Consider the following 18,005-nt stretch of genomic DNA (forward strand, 5'->3'; position numbering starts at 1 on the left):
TTTTCGTGTTTTGGTTTATAGATTGGTTTAATCAACCGCTTTGCCTGTGATAGGTGGAGCGGTTTTGCTTTTATTAACTAATATAAAGCTCTTATTTGTTGTGTAATATACAAACGTATATTATATTTGTGGTGTCAGTTAAACAATGATGAACCAAGAACAAGAGCTAAAGGCTCAAATAAAACAAATAGATAGGAATCTATTGTTTTATTCTTCTTACTGGGATCTTTTGTCAGAACAGGGGGTACGGAAAGAAGAACTCTTTAGAAGATTAGATGTTTTGTTAGACAAGCGTTTATCCTTGACAAAAGAGTTGAAAGGTTAATCAAGCTCCCCCATTGTGGGGGAGCAAACTGACTAATTTTTATCAAAAAGGAGGTTATATGGCTAATTATGAAGAGTTAAAGAAAGAGTTCCTTTCACAGCGAGCAGAGTTTAATCAAAGTGAAGAGATCGATGAAAGTGCTTTCCAGGAACGCATCAGGCGATATTTGGCCACGAAAACGCCGGAAGAGGCTCAGATGTTAGCTGATATCATGCTGGAATGTGTGAATGAAGATATTGAAAAGACTGATAATCTAATTCATGAGGCTCGGTTAAGAAAGGTGCTGTCAAAAGTTTATGATGCGGTTTCATGGTCTTATATAGCTAAGGCTTATTTTGGGAAAAGCCGTTCCTGGCTGAATCAGCGTTTGAATAGTTTTATTGTAAATGGGAAAGAAGCTCAATTTACTCCGGAAGAATTAAAGCAATTACAAAGAGCTCTACTGGATCTAAGTGGAGATATAAAGAATACCGCTCTTGAATTGGGCGTTCATTGATAACTGACATTATCAATCTGGAGAAGGCTTGGCAGTTTGTCAGGCCTTTTTTTTGTTATATCAGAAACTATCCTCATATTTGCTGTACGATAAGAAGCTGAAAGGATCTGAGGGCATGCAGTGAGTTTCAGAAAAGATATACCAATTGGTCAAAAATGCCTGCAAAGTACGGGAATGCCCTCCTGGAAATGTAGGCTTTGTTTATTTATGGAACTAAAAGAATTTATTAAGTCTACGATAACTCAGTTATCTGAGGCTGTATATGAATTAAATGATGAATTGAAAGACAAAGGAGTAGTGGTAAATCCATGTTCTGTGGCAAATTCAAGCTTTGATACACTTGATTTTGGTGGTGGTATTATTGTTTCATCTGTTGATTTTGATTTACAAGTTAACACTTCTGAGGTGAAGGAAAATAGTGGCAAGATTGGTATATTAGCCAGTGTAGTTGGTATAGGTGCTTCAACCAAGGAGGGTAGTAATGGAAATGAAGCGAGCCGAATAAGGTTCAAACTTCCTGTGGTGTTGCCTTATAAGATACCTTATTGACGCATTCTTTCTTGAAATATAATACCTTTTTTTATATACAATTCAATATCTTGGGCGGATGAACTGACTGTAAATCCTTTTTCTTTTCCTTCATGGGCTTTAATGGCATACTTTACACAACGCTCGTGAAGGTGTTGCTCTCTGAGGGTACGGATATAGTTGAAGATTGATTTCATATTTCAGTTCTTTTTTACAAAGATACATGGTTTCTTGGCTATCTCAAAAAACTTTTATCTAATAGTGTTAATATTAAATCTATAACTTGAATGGATGTTCTGATTGTTATTTTTGAAATGAATAATTGTTTGTTTACTTTGAGAGAGTATATCTCCAATAGTGAAAGCAATGAAGAATTGCAAGATAGAGTAAACTTGAATGTAATAGCTAGGAAAGAAGAAAAGGAGCAATATGAGTCAAGATATGAAAATAAAGATTCATCCAATTACTGTTCTTTCAATGTTGCAGGGTTGAGATATTTTAATGCTAAGACTAAAAAGTTAATTGCTGAATTGGTTCCCGGTGATATTTTGTTTTTAGAGCGAGACTCTGATGATGAGTATAATAATATGATAAAGGTTACATTTTTTGATATTATAAAAAGTGATGAGATTTTGTTAGGATATGTTCCAGCTGATAAAACTCTTTCAATAGGAGAAATAATTGATGACAATCCTCAATATCAATGCTATGTAGATGATATATCCTGTAACTTTGCTGATGATGATTTTTCAATATTTGCAGAAATAAGGTATTAATAATTTTATTAAAACAAAAAGATGAAGGCATTCCCTCAAAAAATAGGAGTAGTTGTTATTTTGTTCTTGCCAGTACTTCAACAACAGTATTTTGCAAATCAAATACTAGGGTATAATGTATTTAAAAAGGGATCGATCCCGGTCGATTTGTATTGTGTTCAAACTAAAAATGAATTTTTAAAACTTTTGGAATTATTGACGGATAGAATTGTAAATGAACAGTATTATTTTTTTCTCCATCTTGTAACACATGGGAATAAAGATGGTCTTGGATCGAGCCTTTCTGAATTTATATCTTGGAATAAACTCTTTTCTTATACACGTAAAATGAATATACTGTTTAAGGGAGGGTTAATGATGTTGTTAGGTATTTGTGTCGGTAATTCAATGATTCAAAGTATTGATCCCTCTTTACGTGCTCCATTTAAAACTATTATTGGTTCTTTTGAGCCTCTTTATATCAAAGACGCAATAAATGCTTTTCGTGAGTTTTATGCTTCTCCATTTCCTGATCCTATTTTTTTACATGATTGTGTGGATAGAATGAATATCGTAGTGGGAAAGACTGATCCTCATTTATTTCATATGATAACTGATAAGTTTTGTTTTGATAAAATCTGTGATCCTGATAGAGATCCTGCTTTTTATAAGAATATGGTCTATCAACATGTTCAGCGTATTACTATTCAAGGAAAACAAGGTAATCGTTCTTTTGCGGAGTTATTTAACGATGTAGATCGAAATATCAGAGGGTTGTTAAAGTATGCTCGTAGCCGTGAAGATTATTTTTTATTTAAAAAATAGTAGTGTTATTATTAGTTGATAATCTTGATATATTTTTATGTATAAATCAGAAGATGGGTATATTCGATATTTTTATCGAATAATAGGACAATGGGAGTCAATGGAGACAACTTTTAAAAGTTATGTTCGGGTAGGAGAGTGGTTTATAAATAACAAAAAAATAGAACTATCTCGGATTCCTGAGGAACATAGAATTGGTGATGAAGAGGTGGATATTATGTTTTTGGAGAAAGCAGTTTATAATAGTTCTTTAATTTATCTGTTCTCGCAATTTGAATATTATATTAATAACTTAAGAATAGAAATTGAAAAATTATATGCTAAACCATATGAGAAAAAAGATTGTCGAGATATAATAAAAGGAGAACTAGGAAATATCTATAGAATATCTAAGGTTTCTACAGATAGTTCAAAGCTACTTAAAACGAAATGGCATAAAATTAGCTTATATAAGAGGATTAGAAATAAGTTTGTTCATTCAAATGGACTTACAAATGAGATCGATTTAGTGAATGAGGTGTTAGAGCAACTTGAAAATGAAATTAAAATAATACGATCCAATGATGAATATTTTGAATTTTTACTGTCAAAGGATTTTTTATTTAAGATTGTTGATGATATGAGAATATTTCTAAATGAGTTGATGAAGCTTGTATATGAAAATAAGAAATAGAATGTTTGTCTGGGGACATTGATGTTTTACCATGCTTTTTTGCCATCTCGAAAATTTCGCCTACTTGCGCTCGTATTAATGTTAAACTTTATATGATATGAATGTACTTGTCATTATAATTGTGGTTGTTACTGTTTTTGTTGTTATCAGAGCTTATGCTTTAAGAAACGATGAACAAAGAAAACAAGTAAGGTCTGAAATAGCTGATCGAATAGAAGAAAGAGATAATTTAAATGTTGAAGTTCAACCGAAAGAAGAAATATCGACTTGCAATTCACTGTTTAATCGAAGTTCCTCATTGGAAGAATATAATTTTATAAATGAATTAGGGGGCAGTATAGAAGTTGAGATAAAAGGTCTTTCATATAGAATGCTACAGGAAAGACAACGAGCTAAATTATTAAGATCTGGAGAAAATTTAATGTTAAAAAGAGAATATAATAACCCTGTTGATAAACATGCTGTTGCTATATACAGCAATGATAATTATCAATTAGGGTATATTCCTGCAAATTTGGCAGAAGGAGTTTCTAACCTTCTTGAAAAAAAATATGATTTGGAGTGTATGGTTAGTTCAAAAACAAACCATGAGTTACCCTATGTTCATATACAATTGTCATACACATCCGACAAGAGAATAAAGATAAATGAAATATTTAATGAGAAATGGAAAAAGCTGGATTTGAAGGAGACATTTAGACGAAGATTAGGAAATGCTTGGAGTAAACAACTTAATGATTCGTATTTGGACACTATATCCATTTATGGGGAATATGTAAATGTAGAGTTATTTCTGGTAAAGGAAGTTGTTAGAACAAAAGCCAATGAAGAAAAAGAATTACAATACTATTATAACAATAATATTTCATATGAAAATATCGAAATGGCTAAAGAATATGAAAATTGCCGGATGTATGATGAAGCCATACAATTATATAAAACAAATATTTCACTAAAAGAGAGTTTGTCCAAATCTGCTTTAAGATTAAGTGTACTATACAACAAGAGACATCAATATGACGAGTCAATCAATGTTCTTCAGGAAACCATTTCGTTGTTAGACATTATTAGAGAACAATATGATAACACAGAGAAGCTAAAAGATCGATTAGATAGATTGAAAAATAAAGAACATATCAAAGTGAATGAACATGTGAAATATAAAGTGGAAAGACTAAAAGAAAACATTAAGCGAACAGAAAGGGCTATTGTGTCTTTAGAAGAAAAAGGGAAAGATAGTCTTGCTGAAAAAGCGAGATTACGTCTTCAACAATACAAGAGCGAACTGATTGAAATCGAAAAATGAACATTAATTTTTGTCATATCAAAAACTTTCCCCATCTTTGCAATGCTAAACACGTGGCGCAAGCTACAACACCGGGAGCAACGGATAATGCTCAACTTTTGTTAGGGCTTTTTTTATGCCCAAATTGTACGATATAGGCGGCTGCCATTTCTTTGTGATTTTTGCTCCTCGGAGTAGCTCACGTGTTTAGCGACGGGAAATGTGTGGCCGTCTTTCTTTTTAGAAAAACCACACTATAAAAGCTAAACACGTGATTTTATGAAAACAAATTCATTAACCGTACCTGTATCTGGAAGCCGGAAGCATGTACAAGTATCTAATCCATCAGCCTGGGAATCAATTGCCCGTATGTATAATTACTTTCCGAAGGCTGTTACTCCCTGTAAAAATGTTTATGAAGCAAAGATGTACACGGCCTCTTTATTGGCTGTTCTCTCTATGTGCTTTTTACCGCTTGTGATCGCGGCTTGTTGGGTGTATTTCTCTGCAAAGAAAGGAGGCCAGGCATGACCCAGGTTAATAATTTGGAAGAAGCTATGGTTGAAATCAGAAATCTCGAAAAAAACTTAATTGAATGTACAAAGCGTTGTGAAAGAGCGTGGGAAGAAGTAGGGCGATTGCAATATAGATTATCGAATTATGAGAATAAATATTCTGTAAGTGCTCGACATTTAACTGTTTCGAAAGGAGGAAAGGCCGTATGACACAGAAAGAAGCTATTGATTTGCTCGATATCGTAACCGATGTGAATGAGCAATATGCGAAAGAAGAGCGCATCCGTGCCGCGATGCGATTGGAAGAGTTGCTTCGTTTACTCCTTCCGGAAGATTGAACCTACATAAATGTCCTTTAGAAGCTCCCTTCGGGGGCTTTTTTTGTATCCGTAAATTAACGGATGCTGTATGTATAAACATTTTGAATATTCCGAATTTCTAGCCCGGCACTTGGCTCCGATCAGGCACACAGATACCGACTGTCACTTTTTACGAAGCGATGAAGTAGAAGAAATCTCCGATCTGGAAGCGCGGATATCTTCCATCCGGGACTATGTGCTTGTTGCCATCGACGGGCACAACTCCGATTTTTCGTGGATCAATAGTGATAATCTGGTGAATATCCCTCAGTACTTTATTGCTGTACTCAAACAGAGTGAGACAGGGAACATTGACGCTGTACATAAGTCGAAGGCTGACTGTAAAGAAATCCTGATGCAGATCGTTTGCCGGATGATGGTAGACCGGGAAGAAGAACGAAACGAACTCCAGTTCTTAGAGGTTGACAGTATGACCATGCGCGGCGTGGGCCCCATGTCGGAAAACTTCTATGGTGTGATGTTGGGCTTCAATCTCCGGAGGCCGGTACAGTATTTTATCAACGAATCGATGTGGGTGTGATATGGGGGTGATGAAGAAACTTAGCGATCAGATGCGGACACCTAAACGGAAAAACTCCCTTTTAGGTGCCCGCGAAGGGTTGCCTTTTGAAATATCGCTGGAGTCGGTCAGTGCTGTTGCCCGTTACGAACGACGGCAGGACAAAGAGAAGTTGAAGCAATTCAATGATGATGTGAAGGCCTGGAGTATTGATGTAACCCGACAATTGCGGAGTAATGTCCGTATGCTGGTGAAGCAGGATGAACAACTATCAGAATCAATTGAACCGAATGTGTATTCTCGGAACGGTGAAGCTGAACGGATTGGTTTTAGTTTTGCCCGTGAAGGAGTTTATATACATAAGGGGGCCGGTCGTGGTCAGGGTGGTTTTCGTGGTGGATCGCGATGGACTGATAAACATGGAAAATTAAAGGAGACGAATCCGCTTTCTTTCTTTAAAATGGGAACCGGGAACCGGAAGCCGATCCGGTGGTTTGATCCGGTGATTGATAAGAACTTGCCGTTTTTGGCAGATGTGGTAGCGGAATATGCCGCTGATATGCAGATCGATGCGACGCGAATTTTTGTAGACAAGGAGGATAGAGAATAGGTATGGCGAATGATTTGAACAGGAGTATAAAGATTTATCTGGATAATAGTGCGGCAATGACCAGCGCGGACGAACTCCAGAAGCGGATCGGTGAATTGGAAGGTAAGTTGTTGGATTTGCAGACGGCAGGAAAAGGCAATTCCGACCAGTCCAAAAAGATCGAAAAGGAACTAACGGCTCAGAAGAAAAAGTATGAAGATTATAAACGTGAAGTAGCGGATACAGAACGTGTGCTGAAGAATCTTAGTGGTGCGACATATAATGAATTATTGCGTGCAAAGAAGGAAGTAGATAAACAATTACGATCTTCTACCCGGAACACAGATTTGTATAATAAAAGGTTAGAGGTTCAGAAAAATATCAGCCGTGAGCTTTTGGTTGCACAAAAGGAAATGCGGCTGGAAATTGCTAGCCAGGCATCGGTTTTTTCTCGTGCCAACGATTTCATTGGTAAATACATGGGACTGATCGGAACGGGTATTGCAGCTATTACCGGTATCACGATGGCATTTTCCAAGTTCCGGGACGAACGGGATAAATTGGAATCTTCATCTGCGAACCTTAAAGCCTTGACGGGGTTGGATGATGATAATGTAAAGAAGCTGGAAGATGGTGCAAAACGGTTATCGACGACTGTAACAGAGGAAGGTGTTCGGATCAGGCAGAGTGCCGTGGAAATTGATGATTCGTTTGCGATCATTGGTAGCCAGCGACCGGAATTGCTCAAAAATGCAGAAGCGTTGGAAAAGGTTGCTCAGGATGCCATATACCTTTCGATTGCCGGTAAGGATAAGCTAGAACCGGCAGCTAAAGCTCTTACTACTGTCATGAATCAAATGAACCTCGGTGCAGAGAACAGCCGACGGATCATTAACGCCATTGCTGCCGGTAGCCAGGCTGGTGCAGGTAATATCCAGTATATTACGGATGCTTTTGAAAAGTCGGGAACAACTGCCAAGCTTATGAATATTGAACTGGAACAGCATATAGGTTTGATCGAAGCGGTTGCGCCGAAGTACTCCGAGGCTTCTATTGCCGGTAACAGCTTAGACAAGGTGTTACTGAAGATGAAAGAGAAGGGGATCGGTTATAAGAATGGAGTGTTCGATCTTTCCCTGGCAATTAGTGAACTGGAAACTAAATTCAAGAACGGGGAGTCGGCTGCAACCTTGTTCGGTGCCGAACATGCGAAGATGGCTGAGATCCTTGTTATGAATAAAAAGGAGATCGAAGATTATACGGCCGCCGTGACTGGTACGAATAAGGCTGTCGTACAGGCTCAGATCAATTCGGATACGAATGAAGCGAAACGCGCTCAGGCTCGTAATAAAATGAATTTGCTCGCTATCGACCTAATGGAAAAACTTAACCCGGCGATCATTGGAGCCATGAACCAAACGGTACACTGGACGGGAAAGCTGGTCACATTAGCAACATGGGTAAGCGAAAATACAACTGAAATACTGGCTGTTGTTATAGGCTTATCGGCTTACACTGTGGCTGTAAAGTCTGCAATTATAGTTGATAAATTACAGGTATTGTGGAATGAGAAGATTATCTCTTCTTTGAAAACAATGTATGCAACTATGTTGAAAAATCCTTATGCACTGATGGGAGCCGTGGTACTGACCTGGTTGCTTTATATGCGCAAAGCAAATCAGGAATTGACAAAGATGGAGGTTGTTCAGAGGCGTTTGAATAAGGTTGAAACTGAAGCTGCTCAAAATATTGCCGAACAAAAGACCGAATTGGAGCAATTTTTACGTGTCGCTCGTGATGAGTCGGAATCGAAAGAACGTCGTTTGTCTGCCTTAAAAAAGATCAATGAATTATCACCTGAATACCTGGGGAATTTGACATTGGAGGAGATCAATACAGACAAGGCAACGACTGCTATCAACAGATATATTGATAGTATATATGCGATGGCGAAAGCTCAGGCGGCTAAAGAACAGCTTGTCGAAATTGAAAAGGAGAAAATCAGACTGGATACTGATCCGGAGGCTTTTCAGGAACAAATATCCTGGTTGGAAGAAATGGAAGTCGGTTTTGCCGGTTTATTCAGCAAAGATAAGTCTGATAGAATGTTAGCTGATATGGTTGCTCGCGGAAGGGAAAGACGTGATAAAGCTAAAGAGTTACTAGATGCTCAGGCGGAGGCTCTACGTGGAATTGTAATGGATAGCAGTAAGACTATCAATGATATATTAGCCGACGATACTTCAGAGTCGGGTGGTTCCAGTAAGAATATGAAGGACTCCGAATTTAAAGCGGCGATGGATTTGAAGTTGAAAGAAATGGAGAATACCCATTCGTCGGAGCTTGCCCTTTTGAAAAAACAGAAGCTGGAGTCTGAACAGACTGAACAGTTCTACAATCTTCAGGTACTTTCTTTCGATGCTATTTATTACCAGAAGCGTCTTGAACAGTTGCAGGACTATTTGAAGAAAGCCGGTAGCAAGAAGATGCAGGCGGAGATCAATAAGCAAATCGTTGACGTACAGACGAAACAGTTAGAGATAGAGCAGAAGCGGGATAAAGAAGTTATTGCCGCTTTGCAGGATAACCGGGATAAGCAATTGAGAATAGTCGAGAATGGTTATACCCAACAGAAAACGGTATTGGAGAAGGCCGTGGCAGAACAGAAGATGACACGTGAGCAGGCAGATGCTTTATCTCTTTCTTTAGATGCGGAAACGGCTGAAAAACGACTGGATATTTATCTGGCTTATCAGAACGACATTCTTTCTCTTGAACTGAATAATGGGCCGGAAAAGGCCAAAGCGATCGAGGATGCAAATAAAGCTGTATTGGATGCTGATTTGAAAGCTTCACAATCCCGTGCTAATCAGCAAAAAGCTTTACAGGATTTGCTGAAGGATTTCAAAGGACAATTCAATCTAACAACAGTTGGTGAAGATACTGAATTACAGCTGAAAGTACTGGAAGACGTTTATAACGCCAAGAAGGAAATGGCTATTAAAGACGGATTGGATACGACAGAACTGGATGCTGCCTATGAGAAAGCAAAAACCAATATCCTGCAACAGGAAGAGGATAAGCGTTATCAGATCCGTCAGCAGTACGGCTTGGTTTCTCTGCAAGAAGAGTATGAAAAGGAAATGCAATGGTTACAGCAACAACGTGATCAGGAGTTGCTGAGTTTAGAAGAATTTGAAAAAGCCAAAGTCCAGGTAAAAATCAAATATCTGAAAAGTAGTTTTGATTACTATTCGGATATGTTTTCCGGCGCTGTATCAGCTTTGCAGGAGGCAGAACTGGCGAATATTGATGCAAAATATGACGCGGAGATCCAACGGGCAGGGGATAACTCGGAAGAGGTTGCCCGGCTGGAAAAGGAGAAAGAGAATAAGAAACTTGCCGTACAGAAAAAATATGCCAATGTTCAGTTTGCTATTAAAGTTTCAGAGATCATTGCAAATACGGCTGTAGCAATCATGCAGGCTTTTGCTCAGATGGGTCCCATTGCCGGGGCTATTGCTGCTGCTGTAATGACAACGACAGGGGCGGCTCAGATTGCGGTTGCTAATGCTGAACGCAAGAAAGTAATGAACATGACTGTGGACGGTTCCGGAAGTAGTGGTGGTAGTGGAACGCGGGTTGCTACCGGTAGTAGCTCCAATGCCGGGTACTATGTCGGAGGCTGGTCTGGTGATGGCAGTCCGTATGAGGTGGCTGGTCCGGTTCATAAGAAAGAATATGTTGTACCATCTTTTGTCATGAGTGAACCGGCGGCCATGAACCATGTTGTTGCTCTCGAAGCTATGCGTAGGCAGAAAACAAATGCTAACCCGTTACCCGGTTCTGTCGTGGGAATGGCAACCGGTGGTTATAGCGGCAATACGCCAAAGGAACCGGATGATACGTCTGTTGGTATCCCTCTGTCAATAATCAAGATGCTAGTATCATTACTTACACAGTTGAATAAGGGGCCGCTGAAAGCATACGTTGTGCAATCTGAATTACAGGCAGAGCAAGATAAGTTAAATGAATCCCGTAAAATTGGTAGTAAGTCATGAAAATAGTGCATTCATCCGGGCAAGAACTGAAACTGAATCCCGGTACCGTGTTGGAAATGGAACGTAGTAATCCGTTTTTTAATGAATATGGAGAGCAATCGCTTCCGGTAAAACTTCCTTCGGATGAGTATAATCGTAAGATACTTGGTTTTCCAGATGATATGGCGGGAGTAAATAAAATGCCCTCACGGGCAGATGCGACGATTCAGGATGGTCTTTTCTCAATCCGTTGCCGGCAGGCTATATTGTCTGCCAGCCGGAAAGATGGGATTGATACATCTTTTTTCCTTAACATCGGATCTTTTTATGAGAAAATGAAAGATGTACAATTAACAACTGTCTTTAAAGATAAAGTCGTTAAATTTTCATCACTTACCACTGCGATCAACTTTGTCCGCTCGTTAATGATTACTCCAGATCCTCGCTTTTCCTGTTTTCCAGTCTTGGCAGAAAGTCATGATAATGGCGAGATAATTTGCCTGAACAGGGTTGGTGGCCCTATTAAGCCGGACGGTTATTATACCCTGTGGAATGAACAGTACCGGGAAGAGACTGTTGATGATAAGACTGTCTCAACTCCGGCCGGGTATTATATTACTCCGTTTATTAAAGCAATGCATTTATTGGAGGAGGTTTTTAAGTATTTGGGGTATACGCTTGAAGAAAGTTTCTTTTCTCGGACAGAACCGTTTAAGTCGATGGTATTTTTGAATAACAACATTGATACTATAGTCAATGCCGAAATACGTTACGATCAGATTGTTCCGAGTTGTAATATTTCGACGATATTAGATATATTTCGTTACAAATTTTGTTGTGAGTTTATTCCGGACGAAGCCCGGCGAAGTGTCAGAATTGTACTGTTTAACGAGATCGCTGACGGTAATGCAAGTCAGGACCTAACAAGATTGCTGACGGCTCCGATTAGTATCAACCACGGAGGAAAATACAAGCAGGTGAAGTTGTCGGCAGAGAAAGGCCCTGTATTATCATATAGTAATGATGAAGGAAAGTTGGTTTCTTTAACTCCTGATTATCTTTCGAAGTCAATGTATGAAATAGCGGCTATGTATCCGGAAGCCTTTATTGATCTTACACGGGGATGGATTATTCGGGAAGGCTTTTCTGCGGTTGATTACGTGATAGAAAAAGTAGGAACCTTAAATTGTGGTTATTATGCCGGTGGCACTCTGGAGGCTGAAAAAAAGGAGTCTCCTGATACACTTGTCAGCATAGAATTTGAAACGCTATCAAGTGGTGTTGCACCTTACATTGGTACGACCAGAGCAATAAATTCGAAAATAGTCTGGAACAATGATCCTACACAAGGTAGTAATACTGAAAACTCGACTCAGGAAAAATCGGAATTGAAACCTATGCTATGCTTTACGGCTCATAGAACTTCACGGTTTGACTCTGGAACGATCTATGCCTATCTTGATACACGAGAAAGGATATGGGATTATTCACTGGCATATAACGGTCCGGATGGATTGTATGAAAAGTTTTGGCGTAAATATGATGATATGCTCCGTAACTCGATGCGCCCTGTTACAACGAAAATGCTTTTGTCGGATATTGACAAACTCAATATATCGGCCCATGAAAAAGTAATAATAAACAATCAGGAACTATTACCAAATGTAATCAAATATAACATAGGTAAGAATGTTCCAACTGAATGTACTTTTTTGACAACAAAATTGTATAACCCAGTTTCTTCTGCTAAATCTGAATCAGAACATTTTCCATCCTCTAAGTATCGCTGGAACCGTCGCTGGTCGAATAGCGTAGGAAGTCAATACAATTGGATGCAGTTGAAAGAACAAGCTCCGATATCGTTTTTTCCACCTCCCACAGAAGAAGAATACAGGCGCGGAGGAAGGTACCATGTGGAGACGCATGCCTGTTGGTTTGCTATAGAGATTCGTTTAGCAGGGAAAATTCCTATTCTGGTTGATAAAATAGAAGGAACATTAACTGTATGGTTAGAGCCTGTTCTAAGGGAGTGGTAATTGTCCTTTACCTATCTGTTAGTCACAAATACATTTGCTGAAAAAATGAATAATGGCAGGAGTTTTAAATAAACCTGATGCGCTGAATCTCTCCGGTAACATGAATCAATTTCTGTTATCCTCGACCGGTTTGATATCCTTTATTTTGAAAAAAGGGAATCAAACTTTATTGGAGCAGAGTTATGAGCCAGGTCCCGACCTCATGGTCCGGATTGATTTGAAAGAGGTTATCGAAGGACAATTGAGTTACAATCTGGATGCCGGATCGTTATTTTATGTTCAGCCAAACTTGGCAGAAACATTTACAGCCGTAATTGATGGAACAGAATATAACTTTAGGGTTGTTCGTGGTGGTGTGGCCAATCTGGCGGATACGGCATCGAACTGGTTGAAGCTACATTTTCTGACTTGGCAACCGCGTGTTAAGCCTGTTACCTATTATTCACCTGAATGGCTGACCTATTATGCTGTAGAAGAATGTACCGCGAAACTCAAAGCGACGTATCCGGACAAATCAACAAAAGTAATTTCGCTGGGAACTTGTGTTGCCGGTCATGTTACGACAATGAACCTGCAATACTCGGTAATAGCCGGTAAACTTGGAAACACCTATCCGTCTTATTACGAAGTATGGATAGAGAGGTCCGGTACAAAATTGTCCGAATCTCAGGTATATGCTTTTTCCGATCCTATATCTGATGATGAACAGTGGTATCTTTTTGAAAATAGCTTAGGAGGTTTAGATACTTTCCGGGCGACAGGAACAAACAGCCTGAATGCCGAACATGAACATAATATAGCTGAATTTGGCGATGTGCGGGAGGAGTATCAGGTAGACACCCAGCGAAAGTATACGAAAAATACTGGCTACCTGGATGAATACTCTCGCCGTTGGCTGCTTGACTTTTTTCCCAGCCGTGCAAAATACGTATATGAAGCAACTGCTATCCGGAAGATTGTTGTAACAGAGAGCAATGCGACATATGTTTCGAACGAATTACCAAGCAGTTATACTTTTACCTGGCAGCTGGCCGAAATATCGACCTATTTAAACCTTGTTAAAAACGAGAACGATATCCCGGACAACTTAGTCGCTCCCGATCTGTCATCGCCGGATTTTATTTTACCCCCTCGGTTAGCTGAGTTTCCGAGGGTACAACTTACTGAGGGGGTACTTATTCCGGCCTTCGATCCGAATAATCCAAAACCGACTGTCACGACCTATGGAGCGATCCATAATACAATCAAAAATGCCGTAGTTAAAGAACTGGAAGAAGAGATCGGAAATATCGGAACTGGTCCGGGCGGCGGTGATTGTATTGAAATAATTAAACTAAATGATCTAACTTTACCTACAGATGAAAATGTTTTTTCGGCTTCTCGAACTTTAGATGAAATTAGAAGGAAGATAGAGGACAACACCGTTACACTTGATGCCCGTTATCTCCGTAAGGATATAGATGATACTGGAGAGGGGAACTATGAATTTATGAAAAATATCTTCGTTCATGGTGAAGCCGGTTTGACCAATGCTTTGATTGTCGAGGCTCTCTACTCTGATATCCATGCCGCCGATTTTGATGTTGTAGGTTTTCACCTGTCAGCCGAAGGTGATGCTTGGTTGAATAACATCTATGCTAAGAAGGATTCTTATTTCGCAGGAAATCTATCATCTCCAAACTTTTCGTCTGGATTCCCGGCCGGCTACGGATGGGCAATTACCTGGCGCGATGTAGTTAATGCAGCTGGTGTGATAGCAAAGAAAACACATCTTGAGATTGACGATGCGACTTTCCGTGGTGTTTTACGCGTGTATGAGATGGTAATCTCTCAATTGTTAGGTGAGAACGGAACTCATTTGACTACCGATATGATGAAGATCAAATCGGTAGACATTGCGAATAAGATCATTTATCTGGACACAGAAGAAAACGTGTTGTATAATCCGTTTTGGACAGACGATGTATTAATGGTACAGCGTTTTAATGGAATGCCGACACCGGAGAATGACTATTATGTCACGAAGCAGTACGAATTTGCTGTTGAAGAAACGCATATCGGTAGTGTTGATGAAGAAGGGAATCGGGTTGACTGGATTAAATACAAGAATTTTGTCGGTGACGAATCTCTCATGGAGGCCCGTGATACATTGGTCCGAGTGGATAATCTAACCAATCCGGATCGTAAGGGGATCATTAAACAGACAAGTGTGGAACCTGGCAGTCCGTACATGGATATTATCTACGCGATGAAGACGGACCCTGAAAACGCAATCCGTGCTCGTTATGGCATGTTAGATGGACTTATAACATCTTATTGGGGACAGCTATATGGACCTGGAATCATGTGTGACAACGCCTATCTGAAGGGGCACTTTATGTTACACACTGGTGAAGACGTGAAGACAAAGTTTGAGATCATGGAAGGTTTGTTCCGCTCCGAAATCTCTTCGATCAAGACTCAGATATCAACTAAGGACAACTACCTGTCTAATGCTTCATTCGCGACCAATACTGATAAATGGTCGACGGTCAACGAACAGAATGTATTCGCTGTGAACGGTCGGATACTGATGTTTAACAACAACCTGTATGCGAATAAGAAAAAGATAGCCGCTATCGTCTCCGATGCCGGCCAGCGGGTATTACGTATTAAAAACAGCGTGGTCCGGCAGGCTAACGCAGATCTGGCGAACAAACCTTCGCTTGACATAACCGGTGAGACAGTAGTGATTCCGACGTTTTACGTGTCGTTCAAGTACCGTTGCCTGGTTCCCGGCTTGCTGAAGGTCGGTTTTGCGGGCAAGGAACTGTATACCGAGGAAAACGTGTCGGTGTCGAACGATTATGTTTTGAAAGAGTTTAGCGGCAAATGGGACGGAACCGGTGACTTTATCGTTGAATGTACCGGAGATATCTACGTCACCATGCTGGCTCTTACTACGGATGCCCTGGCTGATTTTAAGCTGGAGATGAAAACGATCATCGAGCAGACCGACGAACATATTAAGCTGCTGGGTGAGAAGATAGACAAGAATGCCGGTACGATCACCAATCTGGGTATTGAACTTGATAACGTCAACGAATCACTGATGCTGTACGCGACCAAAGCAACAGTTAATGATTTAGAGAGTCGTTATCAGTCATCCATGCTTGAACTGACTCCGGCAAAGATTAATGCGACGGTTAGCGAACAGATCACCCGCGTCTCCGAATCGGCCAAAGCAGCTGCGATCGCGGTAGCTAACAAGGCTCAGGAGTCAGCGAATAAAGGTATTGCCGATGCTAAGGCTGCCAGCGACCGGTTGACCGGTTGGGCTAGCGATGGCGTAATCTCTCCGCCAGAGAAGTTGACATTGAAACAGGAGGCAAAAGATTTAGCCTCTGAAAAGGTAGAGATCATCGCCAATGCCGGCAAGTACGGAATCGCTACGACTGGTTATGTGAATGCTTACAACGCTTATCTAGGCGAACTCAATTATCATAGTACCGCTACACCGGAGAACATTGCGATCCGGACCACATTTGCAACCTATCAGACGGCTTATTATAATGCCCGTCAGTCTATCTTGGATCAGATCGCAGCTAAGACTAAGCAGTCAGCTCAGGACTATGCAGACAATGTCGGTAAGACGATAAGTGCTAGCCTAAACATAGAGAAAGGTAGAATTGACGCTCTTGCCGGTAAGTTTGACGCGAACGGCAAATTGATAGAGGGGGCCGGTTGGATCACAACAACCCAGGGTAATACGCTGTGGGCTAACAAATCCGCCTTTGACTCTTTAACTCAGACCGTTTCTGATCATTCCTCCAAATTCAATGTCAATTCATCTTGGATTTCAGGTCTTGTCTCTCGTGTTACAGTGGCAGAAAACGGAATCAGAAGCCTTAATAATGCAGGCTTCATAACAAAATCTGACGGTAATAATTGGTGGGTAGCTTCAACGGATTATACCGGGACGTCTATTGTAAATAAGATAAATCAAAGTTCTACTACAACGAAAATATTAGCTTCAAAAGTAGACATTCAGGCTTATAATTTGAATCTGATCAGGAACTCTGGTAATTGTCGAAATACAGCTTACTGGCAGGCCGATGGTAATGCATCTAATTTGTCAGTATCCAACGGTTCCATATCAATCAACTTTTCAAATTCTTATGGACGACTATACAATCGAAGTCTGGCTGGCATAAGGTTAATGGGAGGTCGAAAGTATACATTAAGATTTAGTCTGTATTCATCAATTACAACAAGCGTTCCTATTTGGATAGGCTCGTATCAAAAAGATATATCGGTTGTATCAGGTGATAGAGAGTATACTTGGACATTCACTGTATCTAGTAATACAGATGCACAATTCTTTTGCTTGTATTGCCAAACATCTTGCCGAATGATGATCAACTGGATAAAATTAGAAGAGGGCGAGTATGCAACAGCTTGGACTCCTAATCCGAATGACTCTATTTATTCTCTTGATTCAGATTTGGTCGCCGCTTTGAATGGGACTACTATTTCCGGAGGACTACAGCTTACAACAAAAATAAAATTAGGGTTACTATCCGGTGGGGCTTGGACGGAACAGGGTGGTATCTCTGCTAACATTGATAATATCATGTTATGGGCAGGTGGAACCTATGATCAGGCGAAGACAGGAACGGCTAAGACTATTCTATATCATGATGGATCAGGTAAGTGGACTGGAAAGTTAGAAAGTAATTCAGATGGTAATAGAATAATTATTGATCCATTAGAAAGAGGGCTTAAAATGATGTCGTCTACTTTAGAAGTCGCAAAATTACACTGGATGGATACGGGAGCTGTAAGCGTACCATTTTTAACTATGGCACAATATGTCAATGGACAGGAAACTTATAGAGCAGGTTTAAGTCCGGCTGGATTGTCTATTACTTATGAAGGAACTGAATTCGCAACCTTTATGGCTGGAAGGACACAACTCAAACTTGGTAGATCTATTTTCAATTACGAGCCACAAGGTACAGTTTATCAGGGTACATTATGGTATGATTCTTCTGGATATGTACGAATAAAATTATAGTGA

At 39.9% G+C, this 18,005-nt stretch carries 15 protein-coding genes; 14 read left to right on the plus strand and 1 reads right to left on the minus strand.

Annotated features, from left to right (window positions below; translation table 11 throughout):
- Window positions 1-145 precede the first annotated feature (145 nt).
- From C825_RS09130 to C825_RS09140, 3 genes are all read left to right on the plus strand, one after another.
- Window positions 146-325, plus strand: coding sequence for a hypothetical protein (locus C825_RS09130; RefSeq protein WP_135033529.1), 180 nt, complete (start codon window positions 146-148; stop codon window positions 323-325).
- A gap of 58 nt (window positions 326-383) precedes the next feature.
- Window positions 384-821 (plus strand): DUF5053 domain-containing protein, encoded by a 438-nt coding sequence (locus C825_RS09135; protein WP_010802251.1) that lies wholly within the window; start codon window positions 384-386, stop codon window positions 819-821.
- Window positions 822-1,028: 207 nt separating this feature from the next.
- Window positions 1,029-1,370: a hypothetical protein gene (locus C825_RS09140; RefSeq protein ID WP_121719523.1), complete on the plus strand. Its 342-nt coding sequence runs from the start codon at window positions 1,029-1,031 to the stop codon at window positions 1,368-1,370.
- Here C825_RS09140 and C825_RS09145 read toward each other — a convergent pair.
- Window positions 1,364-1,546 carry a hypothetical protein gene (locus C825_RS09145; RefSeq protein ID WP_010802253.1) on the minus strand — a complete coding sequence of 61 codons (183 nt, stop codon included), beginning with the start codon at window positions 1,544-1,546 and terminating at the stop codon, window positions 1,364-1,366. The two genes, C825_RS09140 and C825_RS09145, sit on opposite strands and share 7 nt — an antisense overlap.
- A gap of 90 nt (window positions 1,547-1,636) precedes the next feature.
- Between C825_RS09145 and C825_RS09150 the strand changes: the two genes are divergently transcribed.
- From C825_RS09150 to C825_RS09195, 11 genes are all read left to right on the plus strand, one after another.
- Window positions 1,637-2,125 carry an HIRAN domain-containing protein gene (locus C825_RS09150; protein WP_010802254.1) on the plus strand — a complete coding sequence of 163 codons (489 nt, stop codon included), beginning with the start codon at window positions 1,637-1,639 and terminating at the stop codon, window positions 2,123-2,125.
- A 21-nt stretch (window positions 2,126-2,146) separates the two neighbouring features.
- The gene (locus tag C825_RS09155; protein ID WP_010802255.1) at window positions 2,147-2,929 is read left to right on the plus strand and encodes a hypothetical protein; all 783 of its coding nucleotides are present in this window, start codon (window positions 2,147-2,149) and stop codon (window positions 2,927-2,929) included.
- Between the two features lie 100 nt (window positions 2,930-3,029).
- Window positions 3,030-3,602 (plus strand): hypothetical protein, encoded by a 573-nt coding sequence (locus C825_RS09160; protein WP_044214767.1) that lies wholly within the window; start codon window positions 3,030-3,032, stop codon window positions 3,600-3,602.
- 97 nt (window positions 3,603-3,699) lie between these two features.
- Window positions 3,700-4,908 (plus strand): HIRAN domain-containing protein, encoded by a 1,209-nt coding sequence (locus tag C825_RS09165; protein WP_010802257.1) that lies wholly within the window; start codon window positions 3,700-3,702, stop codon window positions 4,906-4,908.
- Window positions 4,909-5,166: 258 nt separating this feature from the next.
- On the plus strand, window positions 5,167-5,418 hold the full coding sequence (locus C825_RS09170; RefSeq protein ID WP_010802258.1) for a hypothetical protein: 252 nt from the start codon (window positions 5,167-5,169) through the stop codon (window positions 5,416-5,418).
- A 190-nt stretch (window positions 5,419-5,608) separates the two neighbouring features.
- On the plus strand, window positions 5,609-5,740 hold the full coding sequence (locus tag C825_RS27625; RefSeq protein WP_007654346.1) for a hypothetical protein: 132 nt from the start codon (window positions 5,609-5,611) through the stop codon (window positions 5,738-5,740).
- 70 nt (window positions 5,741-5,810) lie between these two features.
- Window positions 5,811-6,302, plus strand: a complete 492-nt coding sequence (locus tag C825_RS09175) for a hypothetical protein (protein ID WP_010802260.1) — start codon at window positions 5,811-5,813, stop codon at window positions 6,300-6,302.
- A 10-nt stretch (window positions 6,303-6,312) separates the two neighbouring features.
- A complete protein-coding gene (locus C825_RS09180; protein WP_228100008.1) occupies window positions 6,313-6,891 on the plus strand; it encodes a hypothetical protein in 579 nt (192 codons plus the stop codon).
- Window positions 6,892-6,893: 2 nt separating this feature from the next.
- A complete protein-coding gene (locus C825_RS09185; RefSeq protein ID WP_010802262.1) occupies window positions 6,894-10,931 on the plus strand; it encodes a phage tail tape measure protein in 4,038 nt (1,345 codons plus the stop codon).
- The gene (locus C825_RS09190; protein WP_007654339.1) at window positions 10,928-12,946 is read left to right on the plus strand and encodes a hypothetical protein; all 2,019 of its coding nucleotides are present in this window, start codon (window positions 10,928-10,930) and stop codon (window positions 12,944-12,946) included. Before C825_RS09185 ends, C825_RS09190 begins: the two co-directional genes overlap by 4 nt.
- 52 nt (window positions 12,947-12,998) lie before the next feature.
- Window positions 12,999-18,002 (plus strand): hypothetical protein, encoded by a 5,004-nt coding sequence (locus tag C825_RS09195; protein WP_010802263.1) that lies wholly within the window; start codon window positions 12,999-13,001, stop codon window positions 18,000-18,002.
- Window positions 18,003-18,005 lie beyond the last annotated feature (3 nt).

The organism is Parabacteroides sp. ASF519 (assembly GCF_000364265.2).
Lineage (GTDB): Bacteria > Bacteroidota > Bacteroidia > Bacteroidales > Tannerellaceae > Parabacteroides > Parabacteroides goldsteinii.